Origin of the sequence: Modestobacter sp. VKM Ac-2977, from assembly GCF_026968045.1 — a bacterium.
Classification (GTDB): domain Bacteria; phylum Actinomycetota; class Actinomycetes; order Mycobacteriales; family Geodermatophilaceae; genus Modestobacter.
Window position 1 is genome coordinate 963,670 of record NZ_JAPVBQ010000001.1, and the last position, 17,005, is coordinate 980,674.

General features: G+C 74.5%; 13 protein-coding genes, 2 tRNA genes and 2 pseudogenes. 10 read left to right on the forward strand and 7 right to left on the reverse strand.

Features of this window, described 5'->3' with window-relative positions:
* The first annotated feature begins 10 nt into the window (after positions 1 to 10).
* On the forward strand, positions 11 to 601 hold the full coding sequence (locus O2V63_RS04720; RefSeq protein ID WP_269166408.1) for a hypothetical protein: 591 nt from the start codon (positions 11 to 13) through the stop codon (positions 599 to 601).
* Between the two features lie 48 nt (positions 602 to 649).
* Here the strand turns inward: O2V63_RS04720 and O2V63_RS04725 are convergent, their stop codons facing one another.
* Both O2V63_RS04725 and O2V63_RS04730 read right to left on the reverse strand, forming a co-directional pair.
* Positions 650 to 1,891 carry a GNAT family N-acetyltransferase gene (locus O2V63_RS04725; RefSeq protein ID WP_269166409.1) on the reverse strand — a complete coding sequence of 414 codons (1,242 nt, stop codon included), beginning with the start codon at positions 1,889 to 1,891 and terminating at the stop codon, positions 650 to 652.
* Positions 1,892 to 1,962: 71 nt separating this feature from the next.
* Positions 1,963 to 4,158 carry an MMPL family transporter gene (locus O2V63_RS04730; RefSeq protein ID WP_269166410.1) on the reverse strand — a complete coding sequence of 732 codons (2,196 nt, stop codon included), beginning with the start codon at positions 4,156 to 4,158 and terminating at the stop codon, positions 1,963 to 1,965.
* Positions 4,159 to 4,354: 196 nt separating this feature from the next.
* Here O2V63_RS04730 and O2V63_RS04735 point away from each other — a divergent pair, with 196 nt between their 5' ends.
* Positions 4,355 to 4,702, forward strand: a complete 348-nt coding sequence (locus tag O2V63_RS04735; protein ID WP_269166411.1) for an MmcQ/YjbR family DNA-binding protein — start codon at positions 4,355 to 4,357, stop codon at positions 4,700 to 4,702.
* Between the two features lie 15 nt (positions 4,703 to 4,717).
* On the opposite strand, the gene O2V63_RS04740 is transcribed toward O2V63_RS04735, so the two are convergent.
* Together O2V63_RS04740 and O2V63_RS04745 are read right to left on the reverse strand one after the other, a co-directional pair.
* Entirely contained in the window at positions 4,718 to 5,383 is a 666-nt protein-coding gene (locus O2V63_RS04740; protein ID WP_269166412.1) for a response regulator transcription factor, read from the reverse strand.
* The gene (locus O2V63_RS04745) at positions 5,380 to 6,705 is read right to left on the reverse strand and encodes a sensor histidine kinase (protein ID WP_269166413.1); all 1,326 of its coding nucleotides are present in this window, start codon (positions 6,703 to 6,705) and stop codon (positions 5,380 to 5,382) included. The genes O2V63_RS04740 and O2V63_RS04745 overlap by 4 nt, the downstream gene beginning before the upstream one ends.
* A gap of 261 nt (positions 6,706 to 6,966) precedes the next feature.
* Between O2V63_RS04745 and O2V63_RS04750 the strand changes: the two genes are divergently transcribed.
* Positions 6,967 to 8,763 carry a hypothetical protein gene (locus O2V63_RS04750; protein ID WP_269166414.1) on the forward strand — a complete coding sequence of 599 codons (1,797 nt, stop codon included), beginning with the start codon at positions 6,967 to 6,969 and terminating at the stop codon, positions 8,761 to 8,763.
* 107 nt (positions 8,764 to 8,870) lie between these two features.
* On the forward strand, positions 8,871 to 9,884 hold the full coding sequence (locus O2V63_RS04755; RefSeq protein WP_269166415.1) for a sigma-70 family RNA polymerase sigma factor: 1,014 nt from the start codon (positions 8,871 to 8,873) through the stop codon (positions 9,882 to 9,884).
* 95 nt (positions 9,885 to 9,979) lie between these two features.
* Here the strand turns inward: O2V63_RS04755 and O2V63_RS04760 are convergent, their stop codons facing one another.
* Both O2V63_RS04760 and O2V63_RS04765 read right to left on the reverse strand, forming a co-directional pair.
* On the reverse strand, positions 9,980 to 10,657 hold the full coding sequence (locus tag O2V63_RS04760; RefSeq protein ID WP_269166416.1) for a response regulator: 678 nt from the start codon (positions 10,655 to 10,657) through the stop codon (positions 9,980 to 9,982).
* Entirely contained in the window at positions 10,654 to 11,940 is a 1,287-nt protein-coding gene (locus O2V63_RS04765) for a sensor histidine kinase (RefSeq protein WP_269166417.1), read from the reverse strand. Before O2V63_RS04765 ends, O2V63_RS04760 begins: the two co-directional genes overlap by 4 nt.
* A 307-nt stretch (positions 11,941 to 12,247) precedes the next feature.
* Between O2V63_RS04765 and O2V63_RS04770 the strand changes: the two genes are divergently transcribed.
* From O2V63_RS04770 to O2V63_RS04785, 4 genes and pseudogenes are all read left to right on the forward strand, one after another.
* A complete protein-coding gene (locus O2V63_RS04770; RefSeq protein ID WP_269166418.1) occupies positions 12,248 to 12,808 on the forward strand; it encodes a DedA family protein in 561 nt (186 codons plus the stop codon).
* Complete coding sequence (locus O2V63_RS04775; RefSeq protein ID WP_269166419.1) at positions 12,805 to 14,013, forward strand: glycosyltransferase; 1,209 nt, start codon at positions 12,805 to 12,807, stop codon at positions 14,011 to 14,013. Before O2V63_RS04770 ends, O2V63_RS04775 begins: the two co-directional genes overlap by 4 nt.
* Positions 14,010 to 14,615 (forward strand): annotated as a pseudogene (locus O2V63_RS04780) (DUF998 domain-containing protein); the annotation flags it as partial. The gene O2V63_RS04775 and the pseudogene O2V63_RS04780, both read left to right, overlap by 4 nt.
* A gap of 104 nt (positions 14,616 to 14,719) precedes the next feature.
* Positions 14,720 to 14,986, forward strand: a pseudogene (locus tag O2V63_RS04785) (IS481 family transposase); the annotation flags it as partial.
* Between the two features lie 211 nt (positions 14,987 to 15,197).
* On the opposite strand, the gene O2V63_RS04790 reads toward O2V63_RS04785, so the two are convergent.
* Positions 15,198 to 15,271: transfer RNA gene (locus O2V63_RS04790), tRNA-Gly, on the reverse strand.
* A gap of 76 nt (positions 15,272 to 15,347) precedes the next feature.
* On the opposite strand from O2V63_RS04790, the gene O2V63_RS04795 reads away from it, so the two are divergent.
* Together O2V63_RS04795 and tig are read left to right on the forward strand one after the other, a co-directional pair.
* Positions 15,348 to 15,421, forward strand: a tRNA-Pro gene (locus O2V63_RS04795).
* A 95-nt stretch (positions 15,422 to 15,516) separates the two neighbouring features.
* Positions 15,517 to 16,956 (forward strand): trigger factor, encoded by a 1,440-nt coding sequence (gene tig / locus O2V63_RS04800; protein ID WP_269166420.1) that lies wholly within the window; start codon positions 15,517 to 15,519, stop codon positions 16,954 to 16,956.
* The last annotated feature ends 49 nt before the right edge of the window (positions 16,957 to 17,005 follow it).

Consider the following 17,005-nt stretch of genomic DNA (forward strand, 5'->3'; position numbering starts at 1 on the left):
GCAGGCGCCGGTGACCGGGGACGACCTGCGCGCCGCGGTCGCCGCGGTCCAGCAGGTGTTCGCCCGGGTGCCCGACGGTGCGGCGGCGGTGCCGACGCTGGGCACCGACGTCGTCGGCGTCGCCGCGCACATCACCTCCTGCCTGACCTGGTACGCCCAGGACCTGGTCGCCGGGCCGGTGGAGGTGAGCGCCTTCGACGTGGTCCGCCGGCCCGATGCCGATCTCGCCGAGACCTGCCAGCAGCTGGGTGCGGCGACCGAGGTGCTGGCCCGGGTGGTCGACGCCGCCGGCCCGGCCGAGCGCGGCGCGCACGACTGGGGCCTGGCCGACGCCTCGGGCTTCGCCGGGATGGGCTGTGCGGAGCTGCTGCTGCACACCGGCGACGTGGCGGCGGACCGCGAGCTGGACTGGACCCCGCCGTCCCCGCTGGCCGAGGCGACCCGGGCACGCCTCTTCCCGTGGGCGCCGGCCGACGCCGATCCGTGGGCGGCGCTGCTGTGGGCCACCGGCCGTGGCGAGCTGCCCGGCCGGGAGCCGGTCACCTCCTGGCGCTGGCACTGCGCCCCGCTGTCGGAGTGGGACGGCACCCAGCCAGCCTGAGGACGCCCCCCGCTCGCGAGTTCGCGGCGACACCCTGCAGCGGGGCCGTCAGAAGGAGTCGGGGCACCAGGGGGCGACCGGCCAGCCGAACGCCGTCGACGCCTGGGTCACTGCGCCCGGGCTGATCTCGGTCACCCGGCCGGCGGCCTGGAGCGAGGCGAGGGAGACGCCGCCCAGGTAGACCGCGGCGAGCGCTTCGACGTCCAGCACCAGGTCCGGGTCGCGGTCGGTGCGGTCACTGTAAGCACCCGCCGGATGGCCCCAGACGTGCCAGCGCCCGTCGTTCCAGTCACAGAACCGATCGCGCACCTCGAAGACCATGTCCAGCGGAGCCGGGTACCGGCGGGCGGACAGCGCGGCGCCCACGTCGACCAGCCGCACCCAGAGCGTGTCGACCGGGCGGGCGTGCCAGGCCCGGCCGTCGACCAGCAGGTGCGGCAGCGCATCGTCGGCAGGCCCCTGCGGGTACTCGATCGTGCGCATCAGGTCGTGCGCGAGCAGGAAACGCCACAACGCGGCGTAGGCGGTCGGGCTGCTCGCCCGGACCTCCTCGACGGTCAGCGTGCCCTCCGGCTCGCTGGTGTCGGTCCAGGCCGCCCGCACCCGGTAGCTGGCGAACCCGGTGACCGTCCCGTCGGCCTCGGTGTGCAACGCCAGCTGGCGGGGCGGGCCGCCGGCGGCCAGGTCGGCGGAGTCGTGCAGCCGCCGTTCCCACCACCGGTCGTCGCGGGCCATGTTCCCCGGCACGAACCGGCGCACCCGCTCGTGCAGTGCCGCGGCCGCCGGGCGGAACTCCTCGACCTCCACCAGCCGCACGGTGCCGGTGCCGCAGTCGACGTCCGGGCGCAGGTGCAGCCGCTCGGTCAGCCCGGTCCAGCCGCCCCGCGAGGCGACCGGGGCGTACCCGAACCGGCCGTAGATCGGCCACTCGGCGGCCCACAGCGCCGCCACCGGCTCGCGGCCGGCCGCGTGCAACTCGCGCAACTGACGTCTCATGACCGCCGTCAGCACCCCGCGTCGCCGGTGGGTGGGGGAGACGGTCACCCAGGTGACGCCGGCGGTCGGCACCACCGCCCCCGGCACGGTCATCTCCAGGCTGTAGATGCCGGCGGTGGCGGCCACCCGCTCGCCGTCGAACAGGGCGAGCGAGCGGTCCAGCTCGGCCGTCGGGGCCGGGGAGTCCATGTAGGGGCCGGCGTGGTCGTGGCCGAAGGTCGTGCGCATGCCGCGGACGAAGCGCGGCCACTCCTCGGCGGTGATCGGGCGGAGCTGGTCGGCGATGTCGGTCACGGGGCGTGTCTACCCGGCGGGGACGACGGTCGGCCAACCAGTTCCGCCCGTGCGCACCGCGCACCCGGGCCTCAGTGGCTGCTGGCCGGCAGCCAGCCCAGCCACCGCGGCAGCCACCAGGTCCGCTCGCCCAGCACCGCCATCGCCGCCGGCAGCAGCACCCCGCGGACCACGGTCGCGTCGATCAGCACCGCGACCGCCAGGCCCACCCCCAGCTGCTTGAACTCCAGCATCGACAGCGTCGCGAAGATGCTGAACACCGCCACCATGACCACCGCGGCGCTGGTGACCACGCCGGCCGAGCGGGAGACCCCGGTCGTCACCGCAAGCCGCAGCGGGATGCCCGCTTGGGCCGCCTCGCGGACCCGGGAGACCACGAACACGTGGTAGTCCATCGACAGCCCGAAGAGGACCACGAACAGGAACAGCGGGATCCAGGAGACGATCGCCCCGGTGGAGGTGAAGCCGAGCAGGCCCTCGGCCCAGGTCGACTGGAAGACCAGCACCAGCACGCCGTAGGCGGCGCCCACCGACAGCAGGGTGAGGACGGCGGCGATCAGCGCCACCGCCAGCGACCGGAACGCCACGGTCAGCACGACGACGGTGAGCGCCAGCACGAACCCGATCACGATCGGCAGCCGCTGCGCCATCGTGTCGCCGAAGTCGACGTCCCCGGCGGTGGTCCCGGTGACCGCGGTGGTCGTGCCGGGCACCGAGCCCAGCGTGGCCGGCACCAGGTCCTCCCGCAGCTGGGTGAGCCCGGCCCGGGCCTCGTCGCTGCCGGCCGCACCGGCGCCCGCCACCGACAGCCGGGCGACCGTGCCGTCGGGGCTGACCTCGAGCTCGCCGGCCGCCGTGGCGTCCGGCAGCCGGGCGACCAGCTCGTCGGCAGCGTCCTGGACGGCGGGCACGTCGAGCCGCTGCTCGTCGGTGCGCCAGACGACGACCTGGTCGGTGCTGCCTTCCTGAGGGAAGGCCGTGGCGATGGCGTCGTAGGCCCGGACCACGTCGCTGTCCCGGGAGAGCGCGTCGATGCCGGGGTTGGAGGTGGCCATGCCGATCGCCGGCGCGGCCACCGCCAGCAGCGTGGCCGCCCCCACCGCCAGCGAGGTCCGCGGCCGGGACACCACCCGCCGGACGACGGCGGACCAGACCCGGCTGTCGTCCGTGCGGCCCACCAGCCGGCCCAGCAGCGGGACCCGCGGCCGCTCGATGCCCCGCCCCAGCAGCGCCAGCGTCGCCGGCAGCACGGTCAGGGAGCCGATCACCGACACCAGCACCACGAGGATCGTGCCGGTCGCGAACGAGGTGAACACCGGGCTCCCGGCCAGGTACATGCCCGCCATCGCCACCGCGACGGCGAGTCCGGAGGTGAGCACGGCCCGCCCGGAGGTGGCCGCGGCCAGCTCGACGGCCAGCGCGGTGGGTGCGCCGTGGCGCCGTTCCTCCCGGGCCCGTCGGACGTAGAACAGCGCGTAGTCGACCCCGACGGCCATCCCGATCAGCAGCACGACGCTGGCGGTGCTGGCGTCGACCGGGGTCAGCTGGGACACGAGGGAGACCAGGCCCAGAGCGCCGCCCACGGCGGTGAGCCCCAGCAGCAGCGGCACTCCGGCGGCGAACAGGGCACCGAAGGCCACCAACAGGACCACCAGGGTCACCGGCAGGCTGAGCAGTTCCGCACGCAGGAAGTCCTCCTCCAGCTGCTCGCCGACGACGGCGTCCAGCGAGCTGCCGCCGGACTCGACGACCTGCAGCCCCGGGTGGTCGGCCTGCACCCCGGCGACCGCGTCGAGCACCGGCCGCACCGCGTCGACGGCCGCATCGTCGGCGGCCGAGCCGGTGCGGTCCCCGACGTCGAGGGTCACCGGCACCAGCAGCGCCGTCCCGTCGGCGGAGGGGACCGGGTCACCGACGTCGGCCACCTCGTCGAGCCCGCTGACGGCGGCGGCGACGTCGGCGGCGGCCGCGGTGCCCTCGACGCCGATCACCGAGCCGTCGCGGGTCTGCACGAGCACCTGCTCGGTCGGCGGGTCGGGGAACCCAGCCCCGTCCAGGACGACGTCGGCCCGGCCGGACTCACCGCTGCCGCTCTGCGCAGCGGTGAGCGTCTTCGTGCCCATGGCGCCGCCGATGACGACGGCCAGTGCGACGGCCAGCACCCAGAGCCCGAGCACGGTCCAGCGGTGGGTGGCGCTCCACCGGGCCACCCGGACGGCGAACCCGTCCCGCGGGGGAGGTGGCGCGGTGGCGGGCAGGGTGGTCATCACGGGGACGCTCACGATGGGGCCTTCCAGCTCGGGCGCCGCAGAGGTGCGGCGTCGCTGGACCGAGCCTCGCGGCCCGAGATGATCATGTCGTTGCTGCTGGCCCCCCGAACGAGGTCGGGCTGGCACCATCTCGGTGGGCCGGTCAGCCCGACGAGGGCTGCGTCCTGTCGGTGGCCGGTGGCACCCTGCCGCCATGGCAGCGACTTCCGACGACGTCCGGACGATCGCCCTGGCCCTGCCGGAGGCCACCGAGCGCCCGGCGTGGGACATGGCCTGCCTGCGGGTGCGCGACAAGGTCTTCGCGTCGATGCCGCCGGCGGAGGAGTGGGTGGCGATCCGGCTGGCGCCCGGGGAGAACGCCGAGCTGGCTGCCGAGCGGCCGGGGGTGTTCTCGGTGCCGCACCACTACCGCAACAGCAGCATGGTCGTCGTCCAGCTCGCGGCCGTGGACCGGGCGGAGCTGGCCGAGCTGCTCACCGATGCGTGGCGGCTGCGGGCACCTGCCCGGCTGCGAGCGGCCTTCGATGCCGCTGCCGGCTGAACCGGTGCGCCCCGCTCAGCTGCGCAGGTAGGCCAGGGTCGCCATCACCCGGCGGTGCTGGTCGTCGTCCTGGGACAGGCCGAGCTTGGCGAAGATGTGCTGGGTGTGCTTCTCCACGGCCCCTTGGGTGACGACCAGCTCGCGGGCGATCGCGGCGTTGGAGTGACCCTCGGCGATCAGCCCCAGCACCTCCCGTTCGCGGGGGGAGAGCGAGCGCACCGGGTCGTCCCGCCGGCGCCGGGCGAACAGCTGGGCGACGACCTGCGGGTCGAGCACCGTGCCGCCGGCCACGACGTCGTCCAGAGCGGTGAGGAAGTGGTCCACCTGCGCGACCCGGTCCTTGAGCAGGTAGCCGACCCCGCCCGCGCCGTCGGCGAGCAGCTCGTCGGCGTAGGCCACCTCCACGTACTGGGAGAGCACCAGCACCGCAGTCCTCGGGACGGCGCGGCGCGCCTCGACCGCGGCCCGCAGCCCCTCGTCGGTGTGGGTCGGGGGCATCCGGACGTCGACGACGGCGACGTCCGGCCGGTGCTCGACGACGGCCCGCACCAGTGACGGCCCGTCGGCGACGGCGGCCACCACCTCGGTGCCCGCCTCGCCGAGCAACCGGACGAGGCCCTCACGGAGCAGCACCGAGTCCTCGGCCAGCACGACCCGCATCCGGGGGCCGCCCCCGGTCACCGGCACGGCAGCTCGCCGATCAGCCGGGTCGGCCCGCCCCGCGGGCTGTCCACGGTCAGCACCCCGTCCACCGCGCGCAGCCGATCGGTCAGCCCGGCCAGCCCGTGGCCGGGAGCCAGCACGGCACCGCCGCGGCCGTCGTCCTCGACGACCACCCGGAGCCGGTCGTCCTCGCAGACAACCGTCACCCGGCTCACCGTCGCCTCGCTGTGCTTGGCGACGTTCGCCAGCGCCTCGCTCACCAGGAAGTACGCGGAGTTCTCCACGGCCGGTGTCAGCCGCTGTCCCGGGGGGAGGGCGACGGCCAGCTCGACCGGCACGGGGGAGCGGGCGGCGAGGGCGGCGAGCGCGGCGGCCAGGCCGCGGTCGGCCAGCACCGGTGGGGCGATGCCGCGGGACAGTGCCCGCAGCTCCTCCAGCGTCTCCCTGGTCTGCGCCGCCGCCTCCTCCAGCGTCGCGCGGGCGCCGTCCGGGTCGCTGTCGACCATCCGGCGGGCCCGGTGCAGGTCCATGCTCAGCCGGACGAGCCGCTGCTGGGGGCCGTCGTGGATGTCGCGCTCGAGGCGGCGCAGGGCGACGGCCTCGGCCGCCACGGCGGCGTCCCGGCCCTCCGACAGCCGGCCGATCTCGGCCTGGGTGGCGGCCCGGGAGGTCAGCAGAACCCGGCCGAGCTGCGCCTCGGCGAGGGCGCACCCCCGGACGACGGCCGGCAGGGTGAGCGCGAACAGCACCCCGATCGCGGTGTAGAGCAGCACCCGGTTGGTGGAGGTGTCGGCCAGCCCGATGAGCTCGGGCAACGTGTAGTTCTCCGCCTGCCCCGACTCGTCGTAGGGGATCGACCAGTCCCACGTCATGGAGGTCAGACCGGCCAGGGCCATCGCCCACCAGACGACCGTCACGACGAAGACCGGGATCGACACGGTGATGTGCAGCACGGCGTGCAGGACGTCGAGCCAGGACTGGGGGTCGCGCAGCGGGGTGATCAGGCGGCGCAGCAGCGGGGCATCCGGCTGCGTGCGCTGGTAGACCGGCCGGGGCAGTTCCCTCCGCAGGACGTCGGGCAGTTGCCTCCGCTCCAACGTCGCGAAGCCGCGGGCGACCAGCAGGGCCAGCACCAGGACCAGGAGCCCGATCCAGATGCCCAGGGTGACCACCCCGACGGTCAGCAGGGTGATCACCAGGACGAACGCGAAGATCGACAACCAGAAGTTGACCAGCACGTAGCCGGTGTCGATGCCGAGCTGGCGCCACCAGCCGCGCCGGGGCTCGTGCGCCACGGGGTGCCCGGCCCGAGCGGGCAGTTCGGCGGTGGTCGTCGTCATGCGGACCAGCCTGACCGGCGGTGACGCGCCGCCCCAGCCCGCTGGCTGGCCGGTGCGGACTCGGGTTGTCCCGACCTGTGCGCGCTCATCTCGGGCGCAGATGCTCCCGGCCCGCCCCGGCCGTGTCCAGGACGTCGACCCGAGCAGCGGGTTTCGCGCCGGCGGCGGACGCATCTACTGTCGGGGTGCCCCCGACCGTGTTCGTGCCCGCCCGCCCCGGGACCCCGGCTCCCTGGTGGCCGCGGGCACAGGAAGTAGCCGATGCGCCGCACCGCAGTCCTCCCTCGTCCCGCTCGCGGTCCCGCCGTCCCGGCGCTCGCCCTGGTCACCGCGCTGGTGCTCGCCGGGTGCACCGGCTCGGACGACGGGGACTCCGGCGGCTCGGCCGACTCGGGGGGCTCGGACGATCCCGCCGTCGCCGGGGCCGTGACCACGGCTCCGGATGCGGCGCGCACGCTCGTGCCCGACGCCGATCCGGTGGCCGCCGCCGTCTCGACCAGCCGGGCGCTGTACGAGAGCTCGGACGTGGCCGTCGTCGCCGGTGGCGGCGATGCGGACGCAGAGCTGCTGGGCGCGGTGGCGGCGGTGGGTCTCGGTGTGCCCCTGCTGCTGGGCTCCGACGACCCCGCCGACGTGCTCGGGGCGGAGCTGGACCGCCTCGGCGTGCAGACCGTGCTCGCCGTCGGCGACGCCGCCGCCGACCTGGTCCCCGGTGGCTCGGACGACGTCGACGTCGTGGCCGTCCCCGCCGACGCCGAGGCGCTGGCGGAGGCGACCGGCCTGGACCTCGCCGAGCCCACGACCGTGCCCGATGCGGAGCGGGCGGCTGCGGTGGCCGGGCTGGCGCCGGACGCGCTGCCGGTCCTGACGGCGGAGGCCCCGCCGGCCCCGGCGAGCCCCGCCGAGACGGCGGCCGAGGGCTCGGAGACCGCTGCGTCCGAGTCCGAGTCGTCGGAGACCGAGTCCGACGCGTCGGAGACCGAGCCGGCGGAGCCGACGGGGGAGCTGCCCGAGGTGCAGCGCCCCGAGGCGCTGGAGGACGTGGTCGTCCTCGCGAGCGGGGACGCGCAGTCGTTGGCCGGGATCGCGACGGCCCGGGCCGCCGGTGCCGAGGTGCTGCTCACCGGCGGGGTGGTCGACCCGCGTGGGTCCGCGGAGGTCGTCGAGCGCCTCGCCACCGAGCCCACGGTCGTCGTGCTGGGTGCCGACCTGGCCGGGGCGCCGGGGATCGACTGGAAGCTGGACACCGTGGCCACCGGCACGCAGCTGCCCGGCGGTGGTCAGCTGCTGTTCCCCGAGCACACGCTGATCGCCCTCTACGGCATCCCTGGCAGCGGTGCCCTGGGCCTGTTGGGCGAGCAGGACCTCCCCGGTGCCATCGCGCGGGCACAGCAGTACGCCGACGAGTACCGGCCGCTGGTGGACAACACCGTCGTCCCGACGTTCGAGATCATCGCTACGGTGGCCTCGGCCTCGGCCGGTCCGGACGGCAACTACTCCGCCGAGCAGGACGTCGAGACGCTGCGACCCTGGGTCGAGGCCGCCGGTGAGGCCGGTCTGTACGTGGTGCTGGACCTCCAGCCGGGCCGTACCGACTTCCTCACCCAGGCCAAGCAGTACGAGCCGCTGCTGAAGCTGCCCTACGTCGGCCTGGCGCTGGACCCGGAGTGGAGGCTGAAGCCGGGTGAGGTGCACCTGCGCCAGATCGGTCAGGTCAACATCGACGAGGTCAACCAGGTGGTGACCTGGCTGGCCGACCTGGTCCGGGAGAACGACCTGCCGCAGAAGCTGCTGGTGCTGCACCAGTTCCAGGTGCGGATGATCGTCGACCGGGAGCGGCTGGACACCTCCCGTGACGAACTGGCGATCCTGGTGCACGTCGACGGGCAGGGCTCCCAGCCGGCCAAGCAGACCACCTGGGAGGTGCTGCACCGCGGCGCACCGGAGCCGCTGTACTGGGGCTGGAAGAACTTCATCGACGAGGACGAGCCGATGATCTCCCCCCAGGAGACGATCGAGACGGTGAAGCCGACCCCGGAACTGGTCACCTACCAGTAGTCCGACTCCTTCACTCTGTCGTAGCCCTCGGGCAGGATCGGCCGGGACGTCGCAGCGCGCCTCGTCCGGGGCCCACCAGGCGACGACGGAGAGCAGGAGTGCTTGCGATGACCGGTGTCGTCACCGAGCGGCCGGGCGCGAGCCCGGCCGCCGCGCTGGAGCCGCGGCTGGCCGAGCACCGGCGCGAGCTCACCGGGTACTGCTACCGGATGCTCGGGTCGTCCTTCGACGCGGAGGACGCGGTCCAGGAGACGATGGTCCGGGCCTGGCGGTCGCTGGACCGGCTGCAGGGCAGCGGGGCACTGCGCTCCTGGCTGTACCGGATCGCCACCAACGTCTGTCTCGACGCCCTCGACGGCCGCAAGCGCCGGGCGCTCCCGGTCGACCTGTCCGACGAGTCCTCGGCCCCCGTGCCGGCGTCGTTGGCCGGGGTGCTGGCCGATGGGGCGTGGGTCGAGCCGGCGCTGGACCGCAACGTCCTCCCCGTGGGGGGCGACCCGGCCGACCTCGCCGTGCAGAAGGAGTCGGTGCGGCTGGCATTCGTCGCCGCGCTGCAGCTGCTGCCGCCGCGGCAGCGGGCCGTGCTGATCCTGCGGGACGTGCTGCGCTGGAAGGCCGACGAGGTGGCGGCGCTGCTCGAGACCTCCGTCGCGGCCGCCAACAGTGCGCTGCAGCGTGCCCGCGCCACCCTCGCCGCGGCCCAGGCCCAGGAGAAGGCACCCGACCGGGACGTCGCCGCCCCGGACGCCGAGCTGCTGGCCCGCTACCTGGACGCCTTCCTGCGCTACGACATCGAGGCCCTCGTCGCCCTCCTGCACGAGGACGCCGTGATGGACATGCCGCCCTACGCGATGTGGCTGCGCAGCGCCGCGGACATCGGCACCTGGTTCGCCGGCCCCGGCGCGGAGTGCCGCGGCTCGCACGTGGTGCCGCTGGAGCTCAACGGGAACCCGGCCTTCGCCCAGTGGCGGCCCAACGGGCCGGACGGCGCGCACCGGCCGTGGGCCGTCCACGCGCTGACCATGGCCGACGGGCGGATCACCCGGATGACGGCGTTCCTGGACACCCGGTTGTTCGACCTCTTCGGCCTGCCGCACGACCCGGCCGTCGCCGACCGGTGAACCCGGCGGACGACGTCGTCCTCGTGGTCGACGAGGACTGAGCGGATGGGCCGGCTCCGGTACGCGGTGACCTGCCGCGACGGCGCGCCACCAGCTCAGCGGTCCGGGTCTCCGGGGCGGACCAGCCCGTTCTCGTAGCCGTAGACCACTGCCTGCACACGGTCGCGGAGGTGCAGTTTCTGCAGCACCCGGCTCACGTGGCTCTTGGTCGTCTGCTCGGCGATGAACAGCTCTGCGGCGATCTCGGCGTTGGAATGCCCGCCCGCCATCAGGGTCAGGACCTCCCGCTCCCGCTCGGTCAGCCCGTTCATCGCCGGGTCGGGCGGTCGGGCGGTGATGCGGGCGTCGACGAACTGCTCGATCAGCCGGCGGGTCACCCCCGGCGCCAGGAGGGCCTCACCGCCGGCGACCACGCGGATCGCCCGCAGGACCTCCTCGGGTTCGCTGTCCTTGAGCAGGAAGCCGCCGGCTCCCGCCTGCAACGCGGCGTAGACGTAGTCGTCGAGGTCGAAGGTGGTCAGCACCACGACCCGCGGCCGGTGGCTGTTCGGCTGGTCTGCGGCGAGCATGCGCCGCGTCGCCTCGAGCCCGTCGAGGACGGGCATCCGCACGTCCATCAGCACGACGTCGGGGCGCAGGCTCCGGGCCGCCGCGAGCGCCCGTTCCCCGTTCTCCGCCTCGCCGACGACGGTCATGTCCTCCTGGGCGTCGACGACGGAGCGGATGCCCAGCCGGATCATCGACTGGTCGTCGACGACGAGCACGCGGATCACGGAGCAGCCCCTGGTCCGGCCGCCACGCCGTGGTCGGGCAGGTCGGTCGCGACGGGGACCTCCGCCGCCAGCGGCAGGTGGGCGTCCACCTGCCATCCGCCACCGGGTACGGGGCCCGCGCTCGACCAGCCCCCCAGCAGCGCTGCGCGTTCGCGGATGCCGATCAGCCCGTGGCGAGCCCGGGTGGGGTCGCGGAGGTCCATGCCCGGACCGGGCGGAGCGACCGGGGAGGCGGTCGGTGGGTTGGTGACCGTCAGCTCGATCGCGTGTCCCTCCGGTGCGAGCCGGACGTCGACCGTCGCCGACGCACCCGGGGCATGCCGGACGACGTTGCTCAGCGCCTCCTGGACCACCCGGTACGCCGCCGCCTGCACGATCTCCGGGACCTCCCGGGTCGCCAACGCCGGGTCCACTGTCAGCCGGCCCGCCGTTCCGCCGCGCGCCGTCCCGGCGATCAGCTCGGGCAGGTCGGCCAGTGTCGCGGTCGGCGTGACCGGGGCGTTCGCCCCGTCGTCCCGCAGCACGCCGAGCAGCTGGCGCATCTCCGCCATGGCGGCCTTGGCCGAACCCGCGATCTGCTGCAGCTCGGCGGCCGCCTCCGGGCCCAGGTCGGGGAGCCGGAAGCGTGCGGTGCTGGCCTGCATGTGCACGACCGACATCGTGTGCGCCACCACGTCGTGCAGCTCCCGGGCGATCCGGGTGCGCTCCTCCACCAGTGCCCGCCGGGCCTGCTCGACCGCCACGTCCCGCTGGGCCGCCGACAGCTCGCCGGCCAGCCGGGACCGCTGCTGCCACACCGACCCGGCCACCAGCACGAGCAGGGCGCTGGCCGCGTAGACCGCGACGGTGATGTCGCCGGCGGTCTCGCTGCCCCACTCCACCACCTGGGCGGCCATCAAGAGGGCGAGGCCCAGGAGCGAAGCTCCCCAGACCCGGGCAGCGAGCCGCCAGCCGCGGGAGACCGCCAGCAGCCCGACGTGCGCCACGAGGAGCAGGACACCGGGGACGGTGAGCGGCCAGGCCTGCCCGTCGACGGGGTCGAGCGCCAGGGCGGTGGCTGCCGCCGCCACGAACTGGACGGCGGTGGCGAGCAGTGGACGGCGCAACGCCAGCGGGAGCGCGAGGCCCTGCGGCAGGTGGATCAGCAGCGCGGCGGTGAACGGCAGCCCGTAGATGCCCGTGGTGGTCGGCAGCTGCAGGAGGACCAGCAGGATCCCGGCGATCGCCGTGCCGGCCGTCCAGGACCTCGCCGGGGCACGGTCGTCCGGCCGGGTCACCGCCATCCGTCCTCCACCTGCCACTTCTCCGCCGTCCGGACGGGCACCGGCCCGCCGGCGATCCCTCCCGCGGGCTCGCCTGCATGCACGCTAGAGCGTCGCGCAGGGACCGTCGTCCCTCTCCCGAGCGGGGGGACCCCCTACCCCGGTACTGGTCCGCGCCCCTGGTGCAGCCACCGCGGAGCCATGCCGAACAGCTCCGCAGGCCGACGACCACGGCGTCCTCGCCGTCCTAGCTTCTCCTCGCCGCCGGAGGGTCCGGCGGTTGATCCGCCCCGTTGCCCGGGGCGGGTCGGGAGGGAGCAGCGACCAGGTGCAGCCCTATCTCGTCCTGGCGCTGCTGATGCTGCTGGAGGGACCGGCCACCACGGTGGCGGCCGGTTCGATGGTCGGCGCCGGTGTGCTGGCGCTGCTGCCCGTGTGGCTGCTGGCCGTCTCCGCCGACGTCGTCGGCGACAGCCTGCTGTTCGCCCTCGGCCGGAGCGGGCGGCACGGGCGCATGCTCCCGCTGCTCGCGCGGCTCGGTGTCTCCGGAGCCCGCGCCGCGCGGCTCCGGAAGGACGTGCGTCGACGCCTCCCTCGCGTGGTGGTCGGCGCGAAGCTGGTCGACATCGGCGCCGTCCCGGCGTTCCTGGCCGCCGGTCTGGCCGGCGTCCCCTACCGCCGCTTCGTCGGCTGGGTCGCGTTCACCAGCTCCGCGCGAGCGGCCGTGCTGGTCGCCCTCGGCCTGCTGGCGGGTCCGCACATCTCGGGGATCGCCAGCTCGCCCTGGGCCTTCGTCTCGCTCAGCGCGGCCCTCGGTGTCGGTGTGCTCGCCGTCTCGTTCGTCGCCAAGAGGTTGTTCTCCCTACGGACTCGAGGAGTTCCCCAGTGAAGATCCTGATCGCCGCCGACACCTATGCGCCCGACGTCAACGGCGCGTCCTACTTCGCCCAACGGCTGGCCGCCGGCCTGGCCACCGAGCACGAGGTGCACGTACTCGCCCCGTCCCGGAGCCACCACAGCACCTCCGCGCAGGCCACCGGAGGCGTCACCGAGCACCGGGTGCGTTCCCTGCCGGTGCTCGTCCGCCGCGGCTTCCGGATCTGCCCGCCCGCCGGGTTGCAACGCCGCGTCCGAGCAGTGCTCCGGACGGTGCGACCGGACGTGGTGCACGTCCAGAGCCACTTCCTGGTGGGACGGGCGGTGCTCCGTGCGGCGCGCGCGCTGGGCATCCCCGTGGTCGCCACCAACCACTTCATGCCGGAGAACCTGCTGCACTACGTGCCCGGTGGCGCCGCCGTCCGGCGCCGGGCGCACCAGTGGGCGTGGCGGGACGCCGCCGGCGTGCTCGCCCTCGCCGACGTGGTCACCAGCCCCACGCCGTTCGCCGCGGCGTTGGCCGAGTCGGCCGGTGTCCCCGGGCCGGTGCTGCCGATCTCCTGCGGGCTGGACCTGGACCGCTTCGCCCCCGGGCGCGACGGTGCCCGGTTCCGCCGCAGGTACGGACTGCCCTCCGTCCCGGTCCTGGCCTCCGTCGGCCGGCTGGACCCGGAGAAGAACGTGCACGAGCTCATCGAGGCGCTCGCCCTGGTCCGGGCGCGGTCGGACCTCCACCTGCTCGTCGTCGGGGACGGTTCGGAGCGCACCAGGCTCGAGGCGCTGGCCGCCGAGCGGGGTGTGGCGGGTGCGGTGACCTTCACCGGCGTCCTGAGCGACGCCGAGCTGCCCGAGGCCTACGCGGCCGCGGACTTTTTCGGCATGGCCGGCACCGCCGAGCTGCAGAGCCTGGTGACCCTGGAGGCGATGGCCACCGGGTTGCCGGTGCTGGGCGTCGACGCCGGTGCGCTGCCGCACCTGGTGCACCACGGGCGGACCGGCTGGCTCTACCGGCACGGCGACGTCGAGGAGCTCGCCGAGCGGCTGACCGCCCTGCTGGACGACCCGGCGTCCGCCCGGCGGATGGGCCGGCGCGCCCGGGCCGTCGCCGCAGAGCACGACCTGGGCGCCACGCTCAGCGCGTTCGTCGGCCTCTACGACGCCTGCCTCCGCTCCCGCACGGCGGACCAGCCCCGCCGCGATGTCCTGGTGCCGACATGACCGCGCTCGCGGCGCCGCCGCGACCCGGGCCGGCGACGGCCGTCGCGGCGGACGTCCACCCGGTCCCGGGAACCAGCAGCCGGTCCGCGCCGTGGTTGCCGGTCGTCCTGCTCGGGGTGGCCGTCGCCGTCCTGGCCGGGATCGGCACCGACGTCGTCGGCGGCGACACCCTCGACGGCATGCTCAGCGACGCCGTGCACCGGCCCGCCGGCGGCTGGTGGCTCGCGGGGTGCATGGTGGGGCTGGAGATCGCGGCGGCCGGTACGGCCCTCGGGGTGCACCGCCGCCTCCCGGCCGGTGCCGTGCGGACCGCGGCGCTCGGCCTGCTGGCCCTGTGGTCGGTCGGCCTCGCCGCGGTGGCCGCGTTCCCCACCGACCTGCCCGGGCTCGACACGACAACGTGGGGACGGGTGCACCAGGTGGCGGCCGCCGTGGCGATGGTGGTGCCGCCGGTCGTCGGGCTCCTGGTCGCGGCGACCTGTTCGCCCCCGGCTCGCCGCGCCCTGCGCGGTGCGGCGGTCGGCCTCGGCGGGCTGGGCGCCTCCTTCCTGGCCCTGCACGTCCCCGTCGTGTTCGCGGGCGCCGATCCGGTGCCGGGCATCGGGCTGGTCGAGCGGCTGCTGCTGGTCGGCACGGCGACGACCGCCGTGCTCGTCGCCGCGGGCCTGGCCGGCATCGAGGCTCCACCGCTCGCCGCCGAGGGAGGTCCCGGGTCGGCCTCGCGCCCTCAACCGCCCTACCAGGTGCTGCGCCGCTGCCGGCTGCAGCGCCTGTCCCACGTCGACCGGGTCACCGGTGAACCGATCCGCCGCTACGAACACCACGGGCCCGGCGCCCTGCTGCATGTCGATGTGAAGAAGCTGGGCAACATCCCCGACGGCGGCGGCTGGCGCTACGGCGGCCGCCAGCAGGCCACAAGAACCGGGCCACCCCAGGCAAGCCCCGCAACCGGCACTTGGCCGGTGCTCAAGGCACGGACAAGGCACGACGATGAGACCTGTTGCGAAATGCCGGGGCCCCGCCGGCGCCCTCCCGGGGACGACGGCCAGGTGTGCTGACCGGACAGGTCGGTCAAGCGGGTACGCGGTGGTCAGCGGTCAACAGGGGTCAGTGCCGCTGAGGCACGGAAGGAGCGGCGCTGCCCGGCTGAGCCGCACAAACGGGCATCCGAGCCGGTCAGGACGTGGAGCGGGTGACCGGGATCGAACCGGCATGGCCAGCTTGGAAGGCTGGGGCTCTACCATTGAGCTACACCCGCATGCTTACCGCGCCAGCCTATCCCGTGCCCGCGCGGCGCTGTCCGCAGGCCGTCGGCCTAGACTCGCCGGTGGCCACGGGGTGTAGCGCAGCTTGGTAGCGCACCTGCTTTGGGAGCAGGGGGCCGCAGGTTCAAATCCTGTCACCCCGACACTGCCGCGAGGTCTGGAAGACTCGCGGGCACGAACGGCCGCCGTCCCCACGGAGGCCGCGCCCATACCCGTCGTACCTGAGGAGCACGCCGCTGTGAAGAGCACCATCGAGAACCTGGGCCCGACCCGGGTCCGGCTCGCGATCGAGGTGCCGTGGAGCGACCTGGACCACGCCTTCGGTGAGGTCTACAAGGAGCTCGGCCGCCAGGTGCGCGTTCCCGGCTTCCGCCCCGGCAAGGTCCCGAACCGCGTCCTCGACCAGCGGATCGGCCGCCCGGTCGTGCTCGAGCAGGTCGTCCAGCACGCCGTCCCGGAGGTCTACTCCGAGGCGATCCGGGAGAACCAGGTCCGCGTCATCAGCCAGCCCGACGTGGAGGTCACCCGGATCGACGACGGCGAGGCCCTCGCCTTCACCGCCGAGGTCGACATCGCCCCCACGCTCGAGCTGCCCCCGCTGGACTCCCTGGCCGTGACCGTCGACGACGTCGAGGTCACCGACGAGGAGATCGACCAGCAGATCACCGTCATGCGCGAGCGCTTCTCCACCCTCTCCGGTGTCGAGCGCGCGGCCGAGGACGGCGACTTCGTCTCCATCGACCTGGAGGCCACGCTCAACGGCGAGGTGCTCGAGGACGGCAGCACCACCGGCATGTCCTACGAGGTCGGCTCCGGCAACCTCATGCAGGGCCTGGACGAGGCCGTGCGCGGTCTCTCCGCCGACGAGAGCGCCACCTTCTCCACGGCCCTCCTCGCCGGCGACCAGGCCGGTGAGATGGCCGACGTGACCGTCACCGTCCGGTCGGTCAAGACCAAGGAGCTGCCGGAGCTGGACGACGAGTTCGCCTCGATCGCCAGCGAGTTCGACACATTGGCCGAGCTGCGCGAGGACGTCCGCACCCGGCTGGCCCGCACCAAGGTGCTGCAGCAGGGCGGGCAGGCCCGCGACAAGCTGGTCGAGCACCTGCTGGAGACCATCGAGGTCCCGGTGCCGGAGAAGCTGGTCGAGCAGGAGCTCAGCTGGCGCAGCCAGGCCATGGAGCGCGAGCTCCAGCAGGCCGGCATGGACTGGGACGCCTACTTCTCGATGGCCGAGGTCGAGAGCCGCGAGGCCTACGACGCCGAGATGCGCGAGAACGTCGAGAAGGCGGTCAAGACGCAGTTCGTGCTCGACTCCATCGCCGACGCCCGCGAGGTCACCGTCGACAACGAGGACCTCTCCGCGCAGATCATGGCCCAGGCCCAGCGCAACCGGGTCAGCCCCGAGCAGTACGCCCAGCAGCTCCAGCAGGGCAACAACATCGCCGAGTTCGTCGCCGACGTGCGGCGCACCAAGGCGCTGGCCCAGCTGCTGGAGGAGACGACGATCACCGACGAGTCGGGCAACGTCGTCGACCTGGAGGCGCTGCGTCCGCGCACCGCCGCCGCCGACTCGGCCGACGCCGAGGACGACGCTGCCGAGGACGACGCGGCTGAGGTCGCCAAGGCCGACGCGGTCGAGGAGACCGACACCGAGGAGACGGCCGGCAAGGCCTGACCCACCGCGACACCCTGCGCCGCCCGTACCCCGTTGGGTACGGGCGGCG